The sequence below is a fragment of the Streptosporangium sp. NPDC023963 genome, assembly GCF_040639135.1.
Lineage (GTDB): Bacteria > Actinomycetota > Actinomycetes > Streptosporangiales > Streptosporangiaceae > Streptosporangium.
In genome coordinates this window covers 222,862-241,009 of sequence record NZ_JBEZZK010000009.1, presented here as the reverse complement: position 1 = coordinate 241,009, position 18,148 = coordinate 222,862, and the positions used below count along the sequence as shown (strand labels likewise).

At 70.8% G+C, this 18,148-nt stretch carries 17 protein-coding genes; 9 read left to right on the top strand and 8 right to left on the bottom strand.

Annotated features, from left to right (window positions below; all coding sequences use genetic code 11):
- Positions 1-80 precede the first annotated feature (80 nt).
- Complete coding sequence (locus tag AB0F88_RS26420; protein ID WP_362689335.1) at positions 81-1,055, bottom strand: alpha/beta hydrolase; 975 nt, start codon at positions 1,053-1,055, stop codon at positions 81-83.
- Complete coding sequence (locus AB0F88_RS26415; RefSeq protein WP_362689332.1) at positions 1,052-1,990, bottom strand: NAD-dependent epimerase/dehydratase family protein; 939 nt, start codon at positions 1,988-1,990, stop codon at positions 1,052-1,054. Before AB0F88_RS26415 ends, AB0F88_RS26420 begins: the two co-directional genes overlap by 4 nt.
- Positions 1,991-2,110: 120 nt before the next feature.
- Here AB0F88_RS26415 and AB0F88_RS26410 point away from each other — a divergent pair, with 120 nt between their 5' ends.
- Positions 2,111-2,683, top strand: a complete 573-nt coding sequence (locus tag AB0F88_RS26410) for a TetR/AcrR family transcriptional regulator (RefSeq protein ID WP_362689329.1) — start codon at positions 2,111-2,113, stop codon at positions 2,681-2,683.
- 241 nt (positions 2,684-2,924) lie between these two features.
- Here AB0F88_RS26410 and AB0F88_RS26405 read toward each other — a convergent pair whose 3' ends face one another.
- Positions 2,925-4,034, bottom strand: a complete 1,110-nt coding sequence (locus AB0F88_RS26405; RefSeq protein ID WP_362689594.1) for an epoxide hydrolase family protein — start codon at positions 4,032-4,034, stop codon at positions 2,925-2,927.
- 113 nt (positions 4,035-4,147) lie between these two features.
- On the opposite strand from AB0F88_RS26405, the gene AB0F88_RS26400 reads away from it, so the two are divergent.
- The 3 genes from AB0F88_RS26400 to AB0F88_RS26390 all read left to right on the top strand — a co-directional run bounded on the left by AB0F88_RS26400 (position 4,148) and on the right by AB0F88_RS26390 (position 6,755).
- Positions 4,148-4,627: a MarR family transcriptional regulator gene (locus AB0F88_RS26400; protein WP_362689326.1), complete on the top strand. Its 480-nt coding sequence runs from the start codon at positions 4,148-4,150 to the stop codon at positions 4,625-4,627.
- Between the two features lie 194 nt (positions 4,628-4,821).
- Entirely contained in the window at positions 4,822-5,391 is a 570-nt protein-coding gene (locus tag AB0F88_RS26395; RefSeq protein WP_362689323.1) for a WHG domain-containing protein, read from the top strand.
- 179 nt (positions 5,392-5,570) lie between these two features.
- A complete protein-coding gene (locus tag AB0F88_RS26390) occupies positions 5,571-6,755 on the top strand; it encodes a GDSL-type esterase/lipase family protein (RefSeq protein WP_362689320.1) in 1,185 nt (394 codons plus the stop codon).
- Positions 6,756-6,898: 143 nt separating this feature from the next.
- Here the strand turns inward: AB0F88_RS26390 and AB0F88_RS26385 are convergent, their stop codons facing one another.
- Complete coding sequence (locus AB0F88_RS26385) at positions 6,899-7,804, bottom strand: LysR family transcriptional regulator (protein WP_362689317.1); 906 nt, start codon at positions 7,802-7,804, stop codon at positions 6,899-6,901.
- A gap of 131 nt (positions 7,805-7,935) precedes the next feature.
- Between AB0F88_RS26385 and AB0F88_RS26380 the strand changes: the two genes are divergently transcribed.
- Positions 7,936-9,240, top strand: coding sequence for an aspartate aminotransferase family protein (locus AB0F88_RS26380; RefSeq protein WP_362689314.1), 1,305 nt, complete (start codon positions 7,936-7,938; stop codon positions 9,238-9,240).
- Positions 9,241-9,284: 44 nt separating this feature from the next.
- On the opposite strand, the gene AB0F88_RS26375 is transcribed toward AB0F88_RS26380, so the two are convergent.
- The 4 genes from AB0F88_RS26375 to AB0F88_RS26360 are packed head-to-tail and all read right to left on the bottom strand — an operon-like array spanning position 9,285 to position 13,382.
- On the bottom strand, positions 9,285-9,608 hold the full coding sequence (locus AB0F88_RS26375; protein WP_362689311.1) for a DUF4387 domain-containing protein: 324 nt from the start codon (positions 9,606-9,608) through the stop codon (positions 9,285-9,287).
- Complete coding sequence (locus AB0F88_RS26370; RefSeq protein ID WP_362689308.1) at positions 9,601-11,007, bottom strand: acyclic terpene utilization AtuA family protein; 1,407 nt, start codon at positions 11,005-11,007, stop codon at positions 9,601-9,603. The genes AB0F88_RS26375 and AB0F88_RS26370 overlap by 8 nt, the downstream gene beginning before the upstream one ends.
- A gap of 57 nt (positions 11,008-11,064) precedes the next feature.
- Positions 11,065-12,063 carry an NAD(P)-dependent oxidoreductase gene (locus tag AB0F88_RS26365; protein WP_362689305.1) on the bottom strand — a complete coding sequence of 333 codons (999 nt, stop codon included), beginning with the start codon at positions 12,061-12,063 and terminating at the stop codon, positions 11,065-11,067.
- Positions 12,060-13,382 carry an MFS transporter gene (locus AB0F88_RS26360; RefSeq protein WP_362689302.1) on the bottom strand — a complete coding sequence of 441 codons (1,323 nt, stop codon included), beginning with the start codon at positions 13,380-13,382 and terminating at the stop codon, positions 12,060-12,062. Before AB0F88_RS26360 ends, AB0F88_RS26365 begins: the two co-directional genes overlap by 4 nt.
- A gap of 70 nt (positions 13,383-13,452) precedes the next feature.
- Here AB0F88_RS26360 and AB0F88_RS26355 point away from each other — a divergent pair, with 70 nt between their 5' ends.
- The 4 genes from AB0F88_RS26355 to AB0F88_RS26340 all read left to right on the top strand — a co-directional run bounded on the left by AB0F88_RS26355 (position 13,453) and on the right by AB0F88_RS26340 (position 18,147).
- Positions 13,453-14,187, top strand: a complete 735-nt coding sequence (locus AB0F88_RS26355) for a GntR family transcriptional regulator (RefSeq protein WP_362689300.1) — start codon at positions 13,453-13,455, stop codon at positions 14,185-14,187.
- 49 nt (positions 14,188-14,236) lie between these two features.
- A complete protein-coding gene (locus AB0F88_RS26350) occupies positions 14,237-15,355 on the top strand; it encodes a tartrate dehydrogenase (RefSeq protein WP_362689298.1) in 1,119 nt (372 codons plus the stop codon).
- A gap of 130 nt (positions 15,356-15,485) precedes the next feature.
- Positions 15,486-17,159, top strand: a complete 1,674-nt coding sequence (locus AB0F88_RS26345) for an FAD-binding dehydrogenase (RefSeq protein WP_362689296.1) — start codon at positions 15,486-15,488, stop codon at positions 17,157-17,159.
- 319 nt (positions 17,160-17,478) lie between these two features.
- Positions 17,479-18,147: a HEAT repeat domain-containing protein gene (locus AB0F88_RS26340; RefSeq protein WP_362689294.1), complete on the top strand. Its 669-nt coding sequence runs from the start codon at positions 17,479-17,481 to the stop codon at positions 18,145-18,147.
- Position 18,148: the final 1 nt, after the last annotated feature.

The following is an 18,148-nucleotide window of genomic DNA, read 5'->3' as shown; positions in this document are numbered from 1 at the left end:
ACATAAGACTCCTAAGCGTTAGCGAACAACGTGGCCTGCGGAAACGTATGAGATCGCGTTATCACGCCGGATTCATCCCGTCATGTTCGAGCTGAATCTCCCGTCCTGCGCGGGGGCTTGGCGGCCCCTTTCCACCGCATTCCGGCCGCACCCCCGGTGGGATCCGAGTTGGGCCGGCCGGGCCGCTCGGTACGCGCGCCTCGCAGAAGGGCAATGACGTCTCCGGCCGTCCGACGGCCCTCCGGGGTCGGCATGATCGGCCAGTCATGGATCATTCCCTCGCCGATGTGCAGGTGAAGATCGGTTCCGGCCATGTTTTCGCTCCGGTCCCGGAGCAGGACGGCGTCGGGGAAGAGGACGTCGCGAGTCCCGGCGTACACGTGGACGAGTCCGAGGTGGTCCAGGTGGCCGTTCAGAGGACTGGCCTGCGGGTTTGAAGGGTCGGCTGGGACTGCCCAGCGGGCCGCGAGAACTCGGATGTGCTCGAGATTCAGCAACGGGTCACGTGATGCGATGTCGGCGATCTTCGGATTGGTGAAGGTCAGGTCGAGGGCAGGTGAGATGAGAACGGTGATATCCGGGCGCTCGCCTTGCGGGGTCAGGGCCTGGAGCACGGACAAAGCGATGTTCGCGCCCGCTGAATCGCCGATCAGAGCGGTCGGTCCCTGCTTCTGGACGTGCTGAAACAGACCCAGCATGACCGGAAGGACGTCGGCGTGGGTAGCGGTGGGCAGACGCGGATAGAGGGGCAGGGCGACTTCGCGGCCGGATTCAACGGCGATCCGGGCGGCCAGGCGCCAGTGCTGCGTGGTGATTGGGGCGGCCCAGGCGCCGCCGTGGATGTAGAGGGCGTAGTGCTTCACCGGATTGACGGGCGTCAGCCGATAGACCGGCCAGCCTTCGACCTCTTCCCGCCGGACCGTGACACCCGGCAGGCGCGGCGGGGACGGGTTAGCCACTTCGGTAAGGAAACGGCTGGGCTTGAACTGGCGCTTCTTCACTCCTGTTACACGCAGCAGACCGACGATGGCGTGGCTGGCCAGGCTGGGGCTCACGGGTTCACAACCTGGTAGGAGCCGGAGCGCACGTCGTCCAGTAGGGCGGGACCGCTCGTGCTCCACCCGAACGTCTCGTGCGCCTTCCGGGAAGGTGTGCGCGCCGAGGATTGAAGCAGCGCGGCCATCGGCCCCATGGCGCTCTCGGCCTGTTCGGCGGTGATCGAGGTCGCGGTGGTTCCGGTCAGATCCGCGATCGCCTCGGCAAGTTCGCGGAAGGTGAACTGCTGCGGTCCGGACGCGTTGTAGATGCCCGCCACCGGATGCTCCAGGGCCCTCAGGTACAGGCGGGCGAGATCGTCCGCGTGCACCGGGGTCCACTCGTTGTCGCCGGAGCCGATGTAGGTGGCAGCGCCCGAGCGGGTCGCGGCGCCGATCAGACTGGTCAGCAGCATGGTGCCGCCTCGACCGTAGACCAGACTCGCACGGATGATGATGCCGTTCAGGCCCGCCGCCTCGCGCACCAAGCGCTCGCCGACGAGCTTGGACGGCAGCAGACCCGGCTCCGGCAGTTCTGCGTCTTCGTCGCGGGAATGGGCGGGGTCGAGCCCGTAGACCAGGTTCGTGCTGGTGTAGATGAACGGTTTGCCAGTACCCGCCTTTCCCGCCCCACGGGTCAGCGCCTCCACAGCAGCGGCTTCTGCCGTGACCGCATCATCGCCGCCGGCATAGTCGACTGCGGTGTGCACCACGGCATCGGCTTGTGTTGCAGCCCTTTCCAGGAGCGCGGTGTCGGTCAGGCTGCCGAGCAGAGGACGCGCGCCCGCCTGGGTCGCTTTCGCTGCTGATTCCGGAGACCGGGTCAGCGCCACTACTTCGTGGCCTGCTGCGAGGAAGTGGTCGACGAGCACCGAGCCCAAGTAGCCGGTGCCCCCGGTGATGAGGATCTGCATGTTCTCTCCAGAACCGAACGGGCAGCGAAACGGATGGATCATCCGGTTTCCTTACCTTAGCACTAAACGGATGAACCATCCGCTTCATTGTCCGAGTCGACCGCCCGGAGACTCCGAGCCCAGGCGGGACAAGTGGAGCTGCTATCCGTTTATGCTGGAGAAGTGACCGCTTCCCCGCTCCGTAAGGACGCAGCACGCAACCGTCAGCGAATCATCGAGATCGGCCGGAAGCTGGTCGCGGACGGCACCCCCATTCAGCTGAACGAGGTGGCCCGCGCGGTCGGCGTCGGCGTCGCCACGGTGTACCGGCACTTCCCAACGCCTCAGGCGTTGATCGAGGCGGTGGCGGTGGACGGACTGGAGGCGCTGATCCAGGCCGCCGAACGGGCCGTGGAGCAGGACGACCCTTGGACGGCCTTTCGCGATTTCCTGGTCAGGATCGTAGACGCGCAACTAAGTGACGCCGCCCTGTCCCCCGTACTGTCCGCACCCACGACCGCCCTACCTGGCACAGCGCATCTGCTCGATCAGTTGTCCTCGCTGTTCACTCAACTATTCGAACGGGCCGAGGCCGCAGGGCGGCTGGCGCCCGGCATCACGCTCGCCGACATGACGCCATTGATCTGTGGAATCGCCTTCTCAGCCAGGATGCATCCAGCCGTCGATCCGCAGGAGCAAGCCGCAGTCGGCCGCCACTACCTCGATGTTGTACTGAACGGGCTGCGGGCCCGCTGAGCGCCTCGGGTATCGAGACCCAGACCAACTAGACGAGTAAGTCCCAAAGCGAAGAGCAGGTACGGCCAGGTGCAGCGGCTGATGAGCTCGCCCGTGAGGCGCGTCGGTGGTAGGCCGGGCGTTGCCCACCCGGGCTGCGCCTCACGACAGACGAATCTGTCCCCACAACCGCGCCACCGGCCAGCCCATCACCCGGTCACTGATCGCCTACGATCACTGACCGGACTTCGGACTTACTCGTCTAGCCGATGGCGACGTGCCGGTCGTGCTCGAGGCGGGTGAGGAAGAAGTCCCGGACGTCCCCGGCGAGCAGGTCGGGCACCTCCATCGCGGCGAAGTGGCCACCTCGCTCGAACTCCGACCAGTGCCTGATGTCGTACAGCCGCTCGGCCAGCGGTCGCACCGACTGTGTGATGTCGTGCGCGAACACCGCCACGCCGACCGGCACCTGGCACGGCACGGGCTGCCCCCGCGGAACATCGTGGTGCAGCCGCGCCGAGGAGGCCGCGGTGGCGGTCAGCCAGTACAGCGAGACGCCGGTGAGCATCCGATCGTCACCGATCCGCGAGCGGGGGTCCGTCCAGTGCGCGAAGCGCTCGGCGATCCAGACCAGCTGGCCGACCGGCGAGTCGGTCAGCGCGTAGCCGATGGTCTGGGGGGTGAGGGCCTGCAGCGCCTGGTACGGCGGACGATTCGCCATCAGCTGCCTGACCTTGTCCAGCCGGGCCTCGTCCGTTGCGGACAGCTGGATGTCGGCGTCCGGGACCGGGCGGGTCGGCAGGTAGTTGACGTGCACCCCGATGACCCGTTCGGGTGCCGCCGCACCGAGCGCCAGGGAGATGCCCGCGCCGAAGTCGCCGCCCTGCGCGCCGTAGCGCTCGTACCCGAGACGGCGCATCAGCTCGGCCCAGGCCCGCGCGATCCGGACGGCGTCCCAGCCGCGCTCGTGGGTCGGCCCGGAGAAGCCGTACCCCGGGATGGACGGGATCACCAGGTGGAAATCGCGCGACAGCGGCTCGACGACGTCGAGGAACTCCAGGAACGAGCCGGGCCAGCCGTGGGTGAGGATCAGCGCGAGCGCGTCCGGCTTCGCGGACCGGACGTGGACGAAGTGGATGTTCTGGCCGTCGATCTCGGTGGTGAAGTGCGGGAGCTCGTTGAGCCCGGCCTCGTGCTCGCGCCAGTCGTAGCGGGTGCGCCAGTGCTCGGCGAGCTCCTTCAGCCGCGCCAGCGGGAAGCCGTAGTCCCACCCGGCGTCGGCGACCTCGTTGGGCCAGCGAGTGCGGGCGAGCCGGTCGGCCAGGTCGTCGAGGTCGGCCTGGGCGATGTCGATGCGGAACGGCTTGATCATGGTCTCAACTCCGGGGAGGTTCATTTGCCGACTAAACGTTCAGATAGCTAACGTTTACTCCACGAACGATAACACAATCATTAGTGCGCCGAACGACTTGCTAGACTCGTCGCATGGAGAACCCGCCCGAGGAGGCGCCCGCCCAGTGGGAGAGCCTGCCCAGCTGGCTGCTCGGCCAGACCGCCCACCACTCGCACCGCCTGGTGAGCGACGGCTTCTCCTCCGTCGGCGCCCGCGGCTACCACTACCGCCTGCTGGCGACGCTGGAGAGGTCCGGCCCGGCCAGCCAGGCCACACTGGGCCGCCGCAGCGGCATCCACCTCAGCGACATGGTCGCGACGATCAACGAACTCGCCGAGCGCGCGCTGGTCGAGCGTGCCCCGGACCCCTCCGACCGGCGGCGCAACGTCATCTCGCTCACCTCGGCGGGCAAGCGGCAGCTGCGGCGGCTGGAGAAGCGACTGGCCGAATGCCAGGACGAGCTGCTGGCTCCCCTCTCGCCCGAGGAGCGAGAGGGGCTGACCGAGTTGCTGTCCAAACTGCTGGATCACCACAACCGGCGAACCGGCACCCCCGAAGAACCGTGGCGCTGACCGGACCCCGAGTCCCGGCCCCGTCACCGGCCCCGGCCGCTCCGGCCAGGTGACCGGACACCGTCCGAGGCCGGGCAGGACCCTCGAGGTTCCCGTCGATGCGGTCTTCGGCGCTCAACCCCTAAAAGCAAGGTCGATTTGCCTAAAGGTATTAGGCATATGCATAATCGACTATGCCGAATGAGGGGAAGGCCATGGCACGCGCAGGACTGACCGCCGAACGCCTGACCCGGGCCGGGGCGGAACTGGCCGACGAGGTCGGCTTCGACCAGGTGACCGTCTCCGAGCTCGCCAGGCGGTTCGACGTCAAGGTGGCGAGCCTGTACTCGCATCTGAGGAACTCCCAGGAGCTCAAGACCAGGATCGCCCTGTTCGCCCTGGAGGAACTCGCCGACCGGGTCGCCGCCGCCCTGGCCGGGCGGGCCGGCAAGGACGCCCTGGCCGCCTTCGCCAACGTCTACCGCGACTACGCCCGGGAGCATCCCGGCCGCTACGCCGCCACCCAGCTGAGGCTGACTCCCGAGGAGGCGGCCGCCAGTGCCGGCGGCAGGCACGCACAGATGACGCGAGCGGTCCTGCGCGGCTACGACCTGGGGGAACCGGACCAGACGCACGCGGTCCGGCTGCTGGGCAGCGTCTTCCACGGCTACGTCAGCCTGGAGATGGGGGGCGGGTTCAGCCACAGCGCGCCCGACACGCAGGAAACCTGGTCACGAGTCCTGGACGCCCTCGACGCCCTGCTGCGGAACTGGCCCGCGCCCTGACCCTGGCTTCCCCGCCCGCCCTGACCCGGGCTCCCCCGCCCGCCCTGACCCTGGCTCCCCCGCCCGCCCTGACCCTGGCTCCCCCGCCCGGGTGCCGCCGCCCGCGCGGCGAACCGGCGAATCCCGACAATTCCGACAATCCTGATAATCCGAAAACTTCGATCAACAGGCTGAGACCCATGCACACCACACCCGAATGGATCACCACGCCCATCACCGCGGACCTCCTGCGCGGCGCGCTCGACCTGCAGGACACCGCGCACGGTGTGCTGCCGCACCGGCTGCCCGCCCGTGCCCGCGCCCAGTACGCCGACGGGCAACTCGCCATGGCGGAGTCCCAGCCCTCCGGGGTACGGCTGGTCTTCCGCACCCGGGCCACCGCCGTCGAACTGGACACGCTGCCCACCAAACGGGCCTACGTCGGTGCCCCGCCCCGCCCGGACGGCGTGTACGACCTGCTCGTCGACGGCCGCCTGGCCGGCCAGGCCGGCGTGACCGGCGGCAACACCCTGACCGTGGACATGACCACCGGGACCGTCGAGCACCGGCCAGGCCCGGCCGGCACCCTCCGCTTCACCGGCCTGCCCGACCGGGTGAAGGACGTCGAGATCTGGCTGCCGCACAACGAGACCACCGAACTCATCGCCCTGCGCGTCGACGCCCCCGTCGAGCCCGCACCGGACCGGGGCCGCAAGGTTTGGCTGCACCACGGCAGCTCGATCAGCCACGGCTCCGACGCCGCGAGCCCCACCACCACCTGGCCCGCGCTCGCCGCCTCCCTCGGCGGCGTGGAACTGATCAACCTGGGCCTGAGCGGCAGCGCCCTGCTCGACCCGTTCACCGCCCGCGCCATGCGCGACACCCCCGCCGACCTGATCAGCCTCAAGATCGGCATCAATCTGGTCAACACCGACCTGATGCGCCTGCGCGCCTTCACCCCGGCCGTCCACGGTTTCCTCGACACCATCCGCGACGGCCACCCCGGCACACCGCTGCTGGTCGTCTCGCCCATCCACTGCCCCATCCACGAGGACACACCCGGTCCCAGCGCCCTGGACTTCACCGACCTCGGCGCCGGGCGGCTGCGGTTCCGGGCCACGGGCGACCCGGCGGAGCGCGCGAGCGGGAAACTGACCCTGGGCGTCATCCGGGACGAGCTGGCCCGGATCGTGGAGCGACGGGCGGCCGAGGACCCGAATCTGCACTACCTCGACGGCCGCGACCTCTACGGGGAGGCCGACTTCGCCGAGCTGCCGCTGCCCGACGAACTCCATCCGGACGCCGCCACCCACCGCCGCATCGGCGAGCGCTTCGCCAAGCTCGCCTTCACCGCCGGCGGCCCCTTCACCGACCACCGCTCCTGAACCTTCACCGATCACCGCTCCTGAACCTTCACCGGTCACCGTTCCTGAACCGGCGGTTTTCGCCGCGCCGGCGTACCCCGAGCCCGCGGGAGCCGGCCCGGCCGGCTCCCGCGTGGAACGGGAGGCGGCAGGAGGCGGCCGCGCTACGCCGGTTCCGCCTCCTGGGCGCTGTCGCGAAGCTGTGCCACCGCGCGGGCGACGAGGTCGCCGCGGCGCCGATCCCGGTGGGCGTGGACGACGACGCGCCGCAGGACGGCGGGGCGGACCACGGGCCTGGCGACGACTCCGCCGGGGAGCTCGGCGACGGCCAGGCGCGGCAGGACGGTGACGCCGATGCCCGCCTCCACCAGCCGCAGCGCCGCCCGGTGATCGTCCAGGCGGGCGGCGTAGCGCGGCGTGAATCCGGCGGCCCCGCAGGCGGTCAAGATGATCTGCCCGATCGGGCTGTCGTAGATGTCGTGATCTATCCAGGGCTCGCCTTCGAGGTCCCGGAGGGCGACTTCGCCGGCGCCGGCGAGAGGGTGGGCGCCGGGGAGCACGGCGAGGAGCTCCTCGACGAGGAGTTCGTGACGCAGGTAGCCGTCGAGGTGCACTCCGGCTCCGCCCGCGGGCTCGGTGCGGATGTCGAGGTCCGGGCGTCGGCGGCCACGCCCGTCGACAGGTTCGTTGAGGCTGATCTCGACGGTGAGGTTCGGCTGGTGGCGGCGAACGGTCCGCACGACCTCCGGGATCCACCGCTCGGCCGCGGAGGCGAAACAGGCGATCGCCAGATGCTGTGCCTGACCGCCCCGGAGGTCTGCGACGACTCGTTCGAGGCGTCCGAAGTCGGCCAGGAGCGACTGAGCCTGATCCGCCAGGTGCCGTGCGGCGTCGGTGGGGGTGATGCCGCGTCCCTGCTTCTCGAACAGGACCAGCCCGGTCTCCCTCGCCAGGGTGGTCATGTGCTGGCTGATCGTCGCGGGAGAGTAGCCGAGGTTCCGCGCCGCTCTGCCGATCGACCCGGCTGCCAGGACCGCGCGCAGGATCGCGAGACGTTGCGGGTTGAGCATGGCACCAAAGGTAAGGCAATGCCGAACGATGAGCCGCATTTGTTTGCTTGTTCCGAGCTTTGCCGACGGTAAAGGATGGCATCGAGCAGGACATCCGGCGTCGTCTCGGGCGCGGTGAGAGAGGGTTGGCGATGGACACGACGTTCTGGGACGAGGCGGACCGCCTCCTGATCCGCTACGGAGCCGGTTTCACCCCGCGGGTCATCGAACGCGCCCGTGGCGCGTACGTCTTCGATCACCGGGGCACGCCGATCCTCGACTTCACCTCGGGGCAGATGAGTTCCATCCTCGGCCATGGGCACCCCGACATCGTGGCGACGGTCTCGTCCGCGGTCGCGTCGCTGGACCACCTCTTCAGCGGCATGCTCAGCGCTCCCGTGCTGGAGCTCGCCCGCAGGCTCACCGCCACCCTGCCCCCGCAGCTCGGCAAGATGCTGCTGCTCACCACGGGAGCCGAGGCGAACGAGGCCGCGATCAAGATGGCCAAGCTCGCCACCGGCCGCTTCGAGATCGTCTCCTTCGACCGCTCCTGGCACGGCATGACCCAGGGGGCCGCCGCCGCGACCTTCTCCGCCGGGCGGCGCGGCTACGGTCCCCCGATGCCGGGAAACCTCGCGCTGCCCACGCCGAACGCCTATCGTTCGCCGTTCCGGTCCCGCGACGGCTCCCACGACTGGGAGGCCGAGCTCGACTACGGCTTCGCCCTGGTCGACCGGCAGTCCGCCGGGAGTCTCGCCGCCTGCCTCATCGAGCCCATCCTGTCCTCAGGCGGGCTCATCGACCTGCCGCCCGGGTATCTGCGGCGCCTCAAGGCGATGTGCGACGAACGCGGCATGCTGCTCATCCTGGACGAGGCGCAGACCGGTCTCGGCCGCACCGGCACGATGTACGCGTTCGAACGCGACGGGGTCGCCCCCGACATCCTGACGCTGTCGAAGACCCTGGGAGCCGGGTTGCCGGTGGCGGCCGTCGTCACGACCGCCGAGATCGAGCAGGTCTGCCACGACCGGGGTTTCCTCTTCTACACCACCCACGTCTCCGACCCCCTGGCGGCCGCCGTCGCGCTGACGGTCCTCGACGTCATCGACCGCGAGAACCTCACCCGGCGTGCCGCGACGCTGGGCGATCAGCTCACCGGCCGGCTGCTGGCGCTTCGCGACGACTACGAGGTCGTCGGTGACGTCCGCGGCCGTGGCCTGCTCCAGGGCGTCGAGCTCGTCAGGGACAAGAAGAGCAAGGCGCCCGCCGACGCGCTGGGCAACGCGATCACCTCGGCCTGTCTCGAACGGGGCCTGCACATGAACATCGTCCAGCTACCCGGGATGGGCGGCATCTTCCGCATCGCCCCGCCCCTCACGATCGGGGAGGACGAGCTGCACGCCGGCGTGGACATCCTCGAGGCGTCCCTCAAAGCCGTGCTCGCCGCCGCCGGGTGACGCCGCACCGGCGGGTGCCGCCGATGGCGCCACCGTGCGGGCTCTCACCCGGGCACGAGCGCCGCCAGGGGGACGTGGTGCTGGCCCGCGTGGATGTCCCGGTCGCGCAGGCTGCCCTGGGCCACCGGCCGGGGAAACGAGATCTTCACGACGTTGAGGGCGGGGATGCGGAAGATCTGGATGTTCGCCGGGTCCAGGTCGTACAGCCGCGCGACGACCTCCTCGTTGATGAAGTCCTCGTCGGCGACGGTCGCGTAGTCCTCCGCCGTGCGCATGAACAGCTCCATGGTGACCCAGAACGGGCCGGCGTTCTTCGAACGGACCTCCAGGGCCAGTTCGCCCAGCGTGGGCCTGCGGTCGTCAGTCACGGGAGCCGTCCTCGGCGATCTCGATGCGGAACATGTCGGTGGGCTCGTCGACGTCCACGACGTGGTTGAGCACGAACTGGTAGGCGGGGCCGCGCTCGCTCTCGGCCGGCGAGGTGGCGAAGGCCAGGCTGGGCAGGTAGTTCATGTCGGGAGTCGGGAGATGCAGCATCAGCGGATTCGCGATCTTGGCGATCGCGGTGGCCGTGGCCTGGTCCGGGGCGTTGACCAGCATCATCACCCCGACCTCCCGGGGCGGCCCGGACGCCGGGTCGATGCTCCCCAGCACGGCGTTGTAGCCGTAGGGGCGGATGTCCACGGCGTACTCGCAGGGTTCGAGATCCAGCGTCTGCCGCACGCGCCCGGCGAGGATCTCGTACATCAGCGCGACCCACTCCTCGATCCGGGCGAGGATGTGCGGATCCCGGATGGCGGTGAAGGACATGGTCTCGTAGCCGGTGACGCGGGCTCCCTCGAGTTTGATCGTGTACTGGTCGGCGAGCTCGAAGCGTGACCCCTCGACGCGCACCCGGCGCTCGTCCAGCGGGGTGTAGACGGCGTCGGAGACGACCAGCGTGCCCGCCGGCTCCCGCATCTCGAACGGGTCGACCGTCTCGTAGAGCATGTGCGCCGCCACCGACGTCGGGGTGCACGCGGCGGCCGGGTCCAGCGGCTCGACGGTGAAGCCGTCCTGGTCGACGGTGGCCAGGACACCGCCGGTGCGCGGGTTGGTGGTGCACTGCCCGCCACACTCGATGATCTTGGACGCGTGCCAGGTGGGGCCCGCCGGCATGCCCTTCATCAGCGGGTACGCGGCGGCGACGGCGGTGTCGGTGGCCCGGCCGGCGAGCACCACGTCGGCCCCGGCCTCCAGGGCCGCCACGATGGGTTCGTGGCCCATCATGCCGACGATGTGGCTGCAGCCGTCCAGCGTGGCGGCGTCCAGTTCGCCCATCGGCGCCAGGGGGTGGATCCGTCCCTCGTTGAGCTTCTCCTTCAGGGCGGCGGCCGTCTGCTCGCTGTAGATGCGGGCGACCCTCAGCTCCAGGCCCTCCTCCCGCAGGATCCCGTCGACGATTCCGGCGACCCAGTCGACGCCGGAGTCGGTGCCGCTCGTGCCGCACGAGCCGACGATCAGCGGGATGCCGGAGCCGGCCGAGGCCCGCAGCAGGATCCGCAGGTCACGGGCGACGGCCGCGGCGGTCGTCTTCGCCGTCCCCGAGCCCAGGTAGTACGGCCCGGAGTCGGTGGAACCGCCGTCGACGGCGATCACGTCGGCCCCGAGCGCGACCCCCCGGTCGACCGTCTCCGGCGGGAACCCCGCCCCGAGCATCCCGCTGGGAACCAGGATCCTGACCGCCTCCCTCGGAACGCGATCCCCGGCCGCGAACGTCCTCGTCATGTCGTCCTCATCTCTTTGGTGATCACTGGTCGTACCGCCGGTCCCGCGGCGCGCGGGTCACGCCGCCCCGGGCCGTACGGGCGGGAGCAGGTGTGCGTTGAGCGAGGAGCGGGGACGTCCCCGCAGGGCGGCCACCAGCTCGCGGGCGCCTTCGAGGCCGGCGGCCCGCCGGGCCTCGGCGGTCTGCCCGGCCAGGTGGGAGTAGACCGTGATGCCGGGGACGTCGCGCAGCGGGCTGCCGGACGGGAGCGGCTCGGTGCCGGTGACGTCGAGGGCGGCACCGGCGAGCCGGCCCGCGCGCACCGCGGCGGCCAGCGCCGTCTCCTCGACGAGGGCGCCGCGGGCGGTGTTGATCAGGTGCGCCGTCGGTTTCATCCGCGCGAGCGCGGACGCGCCGATCAGGTGCCGGGTGGCCGGCGTGAGCGCCGTGTGCAGGGAGAGGAAGTCCGCCGCGGCCAGCAGCTCGGGAAGGTCCACGAACCGTACGGAGGCGTCGCGGCGCAGGCTCCGCGGCACGCCGGTCGTGCACAGCACCGACAGCCCGAAGGCCTGGGCGAGAGGCACCACGGCCCTGGCCGCCGCGCCGTACCCCAGGAGCCCGAGCGTTCTGCCGCGAAGCTCGTGACCGTCCTCGCGCGGCCAGCGGCCGGCCTGGACGCCGGCGGCGACCGGCACCAGCCGGCGAGCCTGGGCCAGCAGCAGGGCCATCGTGTACTCGGCCACGGCGTTGGCGTTGACGCCGGGCAGGTTGCTCACCGAAACGCCCGCGCGGGTCGCGGCCTCGACGTCGACGGAGTCGTGGCCCACGCCGGTGCGTACCACCGCGCGAAGAGCCGGGACGCGCGCGAACACCTCGGCCGTCATCGGCTCGTTCGCGATCAGCGCGCCCTGGCAGCCGTCCAGGATCGCGACGAGCTCGTCGCGCTCGCGGGTTTTCCGCAGCGGACGGTGCCGGGTGGTGAGGCCGGCGTCGCGCAGGAGGACGTCCACCTCGTCGCCGGGTGCCAGGTAGTCGGTGGTGACGAGGACGGTGGGCACGGTGGGCGGGGTGCTCACCGGTCGCCCTCCCCCGCGACGGCCGCGCGCCGGAGCCGGTCGACCCGGACGACCAGCAGTACGGCGACGACGGCCAGGACGGCGATGTGCAGGAGCATCAGACGCCATCCGGTGACGTCGACCGCCAGGCCGACGAGGGCCGGGCCAGCGAATCCCCCGCCGGCCCATCCGACCGTGTACAGGCCGGTGTAGGCGCCCAGGACGCGGCTCGAGGGAGCCAGGTTCCACAGCACGACGACCGCGTTGATCACGAATCCGGCGGCGCCGGCCGCCGCGAGGCACAACGCCACGACGGTGACCGCCGGGGTCTGCACGACGGCCCCGAGGAGCGCGCCCGTGCCGAAGACCGTCACCCCGGCGGCCATGACCCGCAGCCGCCCGAACCGTTCGGCGAGCAGCGCGGCGGGGAAGGCGGCGAGGATGAAGGCGATCCCGCTCGGCAGCGTCAGCCCGCCCGCCTCGCCGTCGGACAGGCCGAGGACCTCCACGCCGTAGGGGGTCATCAGGGAACGCGAGGCGAACCACGCTCCCCCGAAGACGAACACGGCGACGATCAGCAGTAACCGGCGCCGGTCGGGGTCGAACACCAGGTCGCCGACGACGGTCCTCAACCTGATCTTGGCTCTCGTGTCGCGCGGCCCGGTGGCCGCCGACGCCTCGTCCTCCGCGAGGGCGGCCCGGTAGGCCGGCGAGCGGCTGTCGCGCACCCGCCAGACGAGCACCGCCGCCGCCACCAGCATGAGGCCGGAGGGAACGGCGAAGGCCAGCTTCGGGTGGTCGTCGACCAGCAGCAGGCTGACCAGCGCGGCCACAATGGTGGTCAGCGCTGACGCGATCTTCACGACGGCGTTGGCCCGGCTCCGGCGCGCGGGCTCGATGAAGTCGGGCATGAGCGATTCGCTGACGGGCTTGAAGCTGTTCATCACCAGCGCGTAGAGGAAGATCACCAGGATCAGCCAGGCCGTCGACGTCGCGTGCGGGATGAGCAGGAACAGCGCGGCGCCCAGCGGCATCATGACCGCCAGGTACGGGATCCGGCGCCCCCAGGCGGTCCGGGTGTTGTCCGACCGGTTGCCCATGTAGGGCTGGATGAAGATCCCCAGCAGGTTGTCCATGCCCATGAGCAGGCCGATCACGGCGACACTGGCGACGTGGTCCCGCAGCAGCTCGGGCACCCGGTTGTCGTAGAAGTTCCAGGTCGACTCCTGGGCGAACACCGCCAGGGCCACGTAGAACGTGATCCTCCCGGTGCCGGCCGAACGGCTTTCGGCTCGCGTCGAGCTGGCCATGGCGTCCTCCTCGAATGTGACAGCAGCCACACTATTTGCCATAGCAAAAATGTCAACGCATAGCATCCAGAGGTGCCATTGCGGCTGTTATCGTGAGCCCATGATGGTCAGGCCGACGACGGACGAACCCCACACGCGCGGCGGGACCCGGGCGGATCTCGCCTACCGGACCCTCCGGGAGGCGATCGGGACCGGCACGCTGCGCCCAGGACAGAAGGTGACCGAGCGCGGCCTGGCCGAGCAGCTCATGGTCAGCCCCACACCGGTGCGCGAGGCACTGCTGCGGCTCGAACACGACGGGCTCATCCAGCGCACGGGCCCCCGGACCGTCGTCGTGGCCGACATCGCCGAGCGCGCCATCGACGACCTCGCCGAGGTCGAGATAGGCCTGCGGGGCCTGGTGGCCCGGTTCGCGGCCAGAAACGCCACCCCCGAGCAGCTGGACGCCCTCGACGCGATCCTCGACGCCGCCGACGACCTGCTGATCGTCAGCGTCACCCGGCACCGCAACGGCGAGAACGTCGACCGGCACGTCAGCGCGCTGCTCGACCGGATGCAGGAGTTCAACGAGGCGGTGAACGCCTGCGCGGCCAACCCGATGCTGATCCGGCTCCTCGAACAGTCCCAGGTCTTCTCCCAGCCCGAGCGCCGGGCCCTGCGCCTTGAGAAGATCGCCGCGGACGACCGCTTCGGCCTGGACCGCTACGCCGGTCACCGCGCCCTGGTACGCGCCCTGCGGCAGGGCGACTCGGCGACCGCGGAACGGCTGGTCATCGAGGACGCCCAGGGCGGGCTGGCGGCACTGAGAGCACGACCCCGCGGGAGGAACCGATGACGCGGGGGAAGCGATGAGGCGAAAGGAAGCGATGACGCGGGAGGAACCGATGACAGCGCCCTCGTACCGGATCGCCGTGATCCCCGGCGACGGGATCGGCACGGAGGTCGTCCCCGAGGGGCTGCGGGCACTGGAGGCGACCGCCGGGGTGTTCGGCCTCGACCTGCGGTTCGACCACTTCGACTTCGCCAGCGCCGCGTACTGGCAACGCCACGGCACGATGCTCCCGCCCGGCTGGCAGGAGACCCTCGGCTCCTACGACGCCCTCTTCTTCGGCGCCGTGGGCTGGCCGGAGGTCGTCCCCGACCACGTCTCGCTGTGGGGCAGCCTCCTGCTGTTCCGCCGCACGTTCGACCAGTACGTCAACCTGCGTCCCTGCCGGCTGATGCCGGGGGTCCGCAGCCCCCTGGCGGGCCGCGAGCCCGGCGACGTCGACTTCGTCGTCGTCCGGGAGAACACCGAGGGCGAGTACTCCAGCATCGGCGGCCGGATCTTCGAGGGCACCGAGCGCGAGACCGTCCTGCAGGAGACGGTGATGACCCGCGTGGGCGTCGACCGCGTGCTGCGCTACGCCTTCGAACTCGCCGGACGGCGGCCGGCCCGCCACCTCACCTCGGCCACGAAGAGCAACGGCATCTCGATCTCGATGCCCTACTGGGACGAACGGGTCGAGGAGATGGGGAAGCGGTTCCCCGGCGTCACCTACGACAAGTGCCACATCGACGCGCTGGCGGCGAACTTCGTCCTGCACCCGGACCGGTTCGACGTCGTGGTGGCCAGCAACCTCTTCGGCGACATCCTCTCCGACCTGGGCCCCGCCTGCACCGGCACGATCGGCATCGCCCCGAGCGCGAACATCAACCCCGACCGGACCCGCCCGAGTCTCTTCGAACCGGTCCACGGCTCCGCGCCCGACATCGCCGGCCGCGGCATCGCCAACCCGATCGGGCAGATCTGGTGCGCCTCGATGATGCTCGACCACCTCGGGCACCCCGACGCCGGCGCGCACCTGCTGGGCGCGATCGAGGACGTCCTCGCGGCGGGCCCGGACGAGGCCCCGCTCACCCCCGACCTCCACGGCCGGGGCACCACCCTGGACCTGGGACGGGCGATCGCCGCCCGGGCCGGGCAGGGCGGACCGCCGTCCGGGTCCGCCGCCATGCGGTGATCGAGCCGGTCATGCAGCGAATGCGGCGAATGCAGTGATCAGGCCGGTTACGTAGTGATCAGGCGGTCGCCTTACCATCGACACGCCCCCTGACGGGACCGACGGGGTGCTTGAGCAAGGGAGTACCGCCATGGACGCGGACGTCATCATCGTGGGTGCGGGCCTGGCCGGGCTGGTCGCGGCGCAGCAGCTGACCGGCCAGGGCCGGAAGGTGGCACTGGTGGACCAGGAGAACGCCGCCAACCTGGGAGGGCAGGCGTACTGGTCCTTCGGCGGGCTGTTCCTCGTGAACTCGCCCGAGCAGCGCCGCCTGAGGGTGAGGGACTCCTTCGAGCTGGCGTGGAGCGACTGGCAGGCGAGTGCCGGGTTCGACCGCCTGGAGGACGAGGACCTCTGGGCGGCGCGCTGGGCCCGCGCCTACGTCGACTTCGCCGCGGGCGAGAAGCGCTCCTGGATAGACGCCCAGGGCATCAAGCTGACGCCGGTGGTGGGCTGGGCGGAGCGCGGCGGCCTGCGCGCCGACGGTCACGGCAACTCCGTACCCCGCTTCCACGTGGCCTGGGGCACCGGAACGGGCGTGGTGGGCCCGTTCATGCGCGCCGCCGAGCAGGCGGCCGGCGCGGGACTGCTCACGTTCCACCACCGTCACCGGGTCGACGAGCTCGTCGTCCAGGACGGCGCCGTCACCGGGGTGCGCGGGAGCGTCCTGATGGACGACGCCTCGCCGCGAGGGGTGTCCTCCAGCCGCGAGGTGACGGGTTCCTTCGAGCTGACGGCGCAGGCGGTCATCGTCACCAGCGGCGGGATCGGCGCCGACCACGACCTGGTGCGCCGCTACTGGCCCCGGCGGCTGGGCACCGCCCCGCAACACATGATCACGGGTGTGCCCGCCCACGTGGACGGGCGGATGCTGGCCATCAGCGCCACGGCGGGGGCCAGGATCGTCAACGAGGACCGGATGTGGCACTACACCGAGGGCGTACAGAACTGGGACCCGGTCTGGCCCGGGCACGCGATCCGGATCCTGCCCGGACCGTCGTCGATGTGGTTCGACGCGCTGGGCCGCCGCCTGCCGGCCCCGTACCTGCCCGGCTACGACACCCTCGGCACCCTCAAGTACCTGCGCACCACCCCCGACATCGCCGGATACGACCACTCGTGGTTCATTCTCACGCAGAAGATCCTCGAGAAGGAGTTCGCGCTGTCGGGCTCGGAACAGAACCCCGACATCACCGGCGGAGACCGCAGGGCGGTGCTGCGCAACCGGGTCTTCGGCAAGGGCGCGCCCGCTCCGGTGGACGCCTTCAAACGGCGCGGCGCGGACTTCGTCGTCGCCGCCACGCTGGAGGAGCTGGTGGTGAAGATGAACGGCCTGACCGACGAACCACTGCTCGACGCCGGCGAGCTGCGCCGCCAGATCGTGGCCCGCGACCTGCAGATCGGCAACCCCTACAGCAAGGACGCCCAGGTGCAGGGCATCCACAACTCACGCCGCTTCCTCGGGGACCGGCTCAGCCGCACCGCCACCCCGCACCGCATCCTGGACCCGCAGGCCGGCCCGCTGATCGGCGTCAAGCTCCACGTCCTGACGCGCAAGAGCCTCGGCGGCATCCAGACCGACCTCGACTCCCGCGCCCTCGGCGCGGACGGCACCCCCATCAGCGGCCTGTACGCCGCCGGAGAGGCGGCCGGATTCGGCGGCGGCGGCGTGCACGGCTACAACGCCCTGGAGGGCACCTTCCTCGGCGGCTGCCTGTTCTCCGGCCGCCAGGCCGGCCGCGCCGCCGCCCGGGCGGTCGCGTGAGACACCCGGGCGGTCGCGTGAGACACCCGGGCGGTCGCATGAGACGCCAGGCTCAAGTCGCGTGAGACGCCCAGGCGGTCGCGTGAGACGGCCGGGCCCAAGTCGCGTGAGACGCCCAGGCGGTCGCGTGAGACGGCCGGGCCCAAGTCGCGTGAGACGGCCGGGCCCGAACGGCCGCCGTCCGGGTCCGCGCTCGCCGGAGTGACCCGGCGGGCACCGAACCCGGTGGCCCGGAGGGCGCCCGGTGATCTCGCTACGCGTCCCCGCTTGACCTTGACACCGTGACAAGGTCTTCACTGGGGCCGAGGAGGTGGTCCCGATGACCATGCAGAACCAGGACACGAACCTGATCCGGACCTTGCGGGGACTGGAGGACGACAACCCGTCGGTGCGGCTGCGGGCGGCGCTGGCGGCCGGCACGACCCCCGACCCGCGGTTCGTCGGCGAGCTCGTCGAGCGATGCGCGATCGAGCCCGAGTTCTACGTACGCGACATGCTCACGTGGGCCCTCACCCGCCACCCGGCGTCGACGACGGTCCCGGCGCTTCTCGACGAGGTCGGCTCGCAGCGCGCGCAGGCACGGAGCCAGGCGCTGCACACGCTGTCCAAGATCGGGGATCGGCGGGCGTGGCCGGCGATCACGCGGGCGCTGCTGTCCGACGCCGACGACGAGGTGGCGCGGAGCGCCTGGCGGGCGGCGGTCGTGCTCGTGCCCGAAGGCGAGGAGCCCGAGCTGGCCGTAGTGTTGTCGACACAGCTCGGGCGCGGCGGACGGGAGACGCAGCTGAGCCTCAGCCGGGCGCTGGTCGCGCTGGGCGAGGTGATCCTGCCGGCCCTGCGCGCCGCGACGACGGATCCCGACCCCCGGGTGCGCGCGCACGCGACCGCCACGGAACGGCTGTCGCGCGACCCGGACGCCGGGTTCGAGTTCGCGATCGAGCAGGCGAAGCGCGTCGTGGCCCTGGGCGGGAGCGGCCAGGAGGAGTGAC

What these genes read in the sequence shown, in the direction of transcription:
- AB0F88_RS26415 (WP_362689332.1), bottom strand. Translation starts at nt 1,990, where the DNA reads ATGATCCATCCGTTTCGCTGCCCGTTCGGTTCTGGAGAGAACATGCAG.
- AB0F88_RS26350 (WP_362689298.1), top strand. Translation starts at nt 14,237, where the DNA reads ATGACAGCGCCCTCGTACCGGATCGCCGTGATCCCCGGCGACGGGATC.
- AB0F88_RS26390 (WP_362689320.1), top strand. Translation starts at nt 5,571, where the DNA reads ATGCACACCACACCCGAATGGATCACCACGCCCATCACCGCGGACCTC.
- AB0F88_RS26385 (WP_362689317.1), bottom strand. Translation starts at nt 7,804, where the DNA reads ATGCTCAACCCGCAACGTCTCGCGATCCTGCGCGCGGTCCTGGCAGCC.
- AB0F88_RS26370 (WP_362689308.1), bottom strand. Translation starts at nt 11,007, where the DNA reads ATGACGAGGACGTTCGCGGCCGGGGATCGCGTTCCGAGGGAGGCGGTC.
- AB0F88_RS26345 (WP_362689296.1), top strand. Translation starts at nt 15,486, where the DNA reads ATGGACGCGGACGTCATCATCGTGGGTGCGGGCCTGGCCGGGCTGGTC.
- AB0F88_RS26380 (WP_362689314.1), top strand. Translation starts at nt 7,936, where the DNA reads ATGGACACGACGTTCTGGGACGAGGCGGACCGCCTCCTGATCCGCTAC.
- AB0F88_RS26405 (WP_362689594.1), bottom strand. Translation starts at nt 4,034, where the DNA reads ATGATCAAGCCGTTCCGCATCGACATCGCCCAGGCCGACCTCGACGAC.
- AB0F88_RS26395 (WP_362689323.1), top strand. Translation starts at nt 4,822, where the DNA reads ATGGCACGCGCAGGACTGACCGCCGAACGCCTGACCCGGGCCGGGGCG.
- AB0F88_RS26340 (WP_362689294.1), top strand. Translation starts at nt 17,479, where the DNA reads ATGACCATGCAGAACCAGGACACGAACCTGATCCGGACCTTGCGGGGA.
- AB0F88_RS26400 (WP_362689326.1), top strand. Translation starts at nt 4,148, where the DNA reads ATGGAGAACCCGCCCGAGGAGGCGCCCGCCCAGTGGGAGAGCCTGCCC.
- AB0F88_RS26355 (WP_362689300.1), top strand. Translation starts at nt 13,453, where the DNA reads ATGATGGTCAGGCCGACGACGGACGAACCCCACACGCGCGGCGGGACC.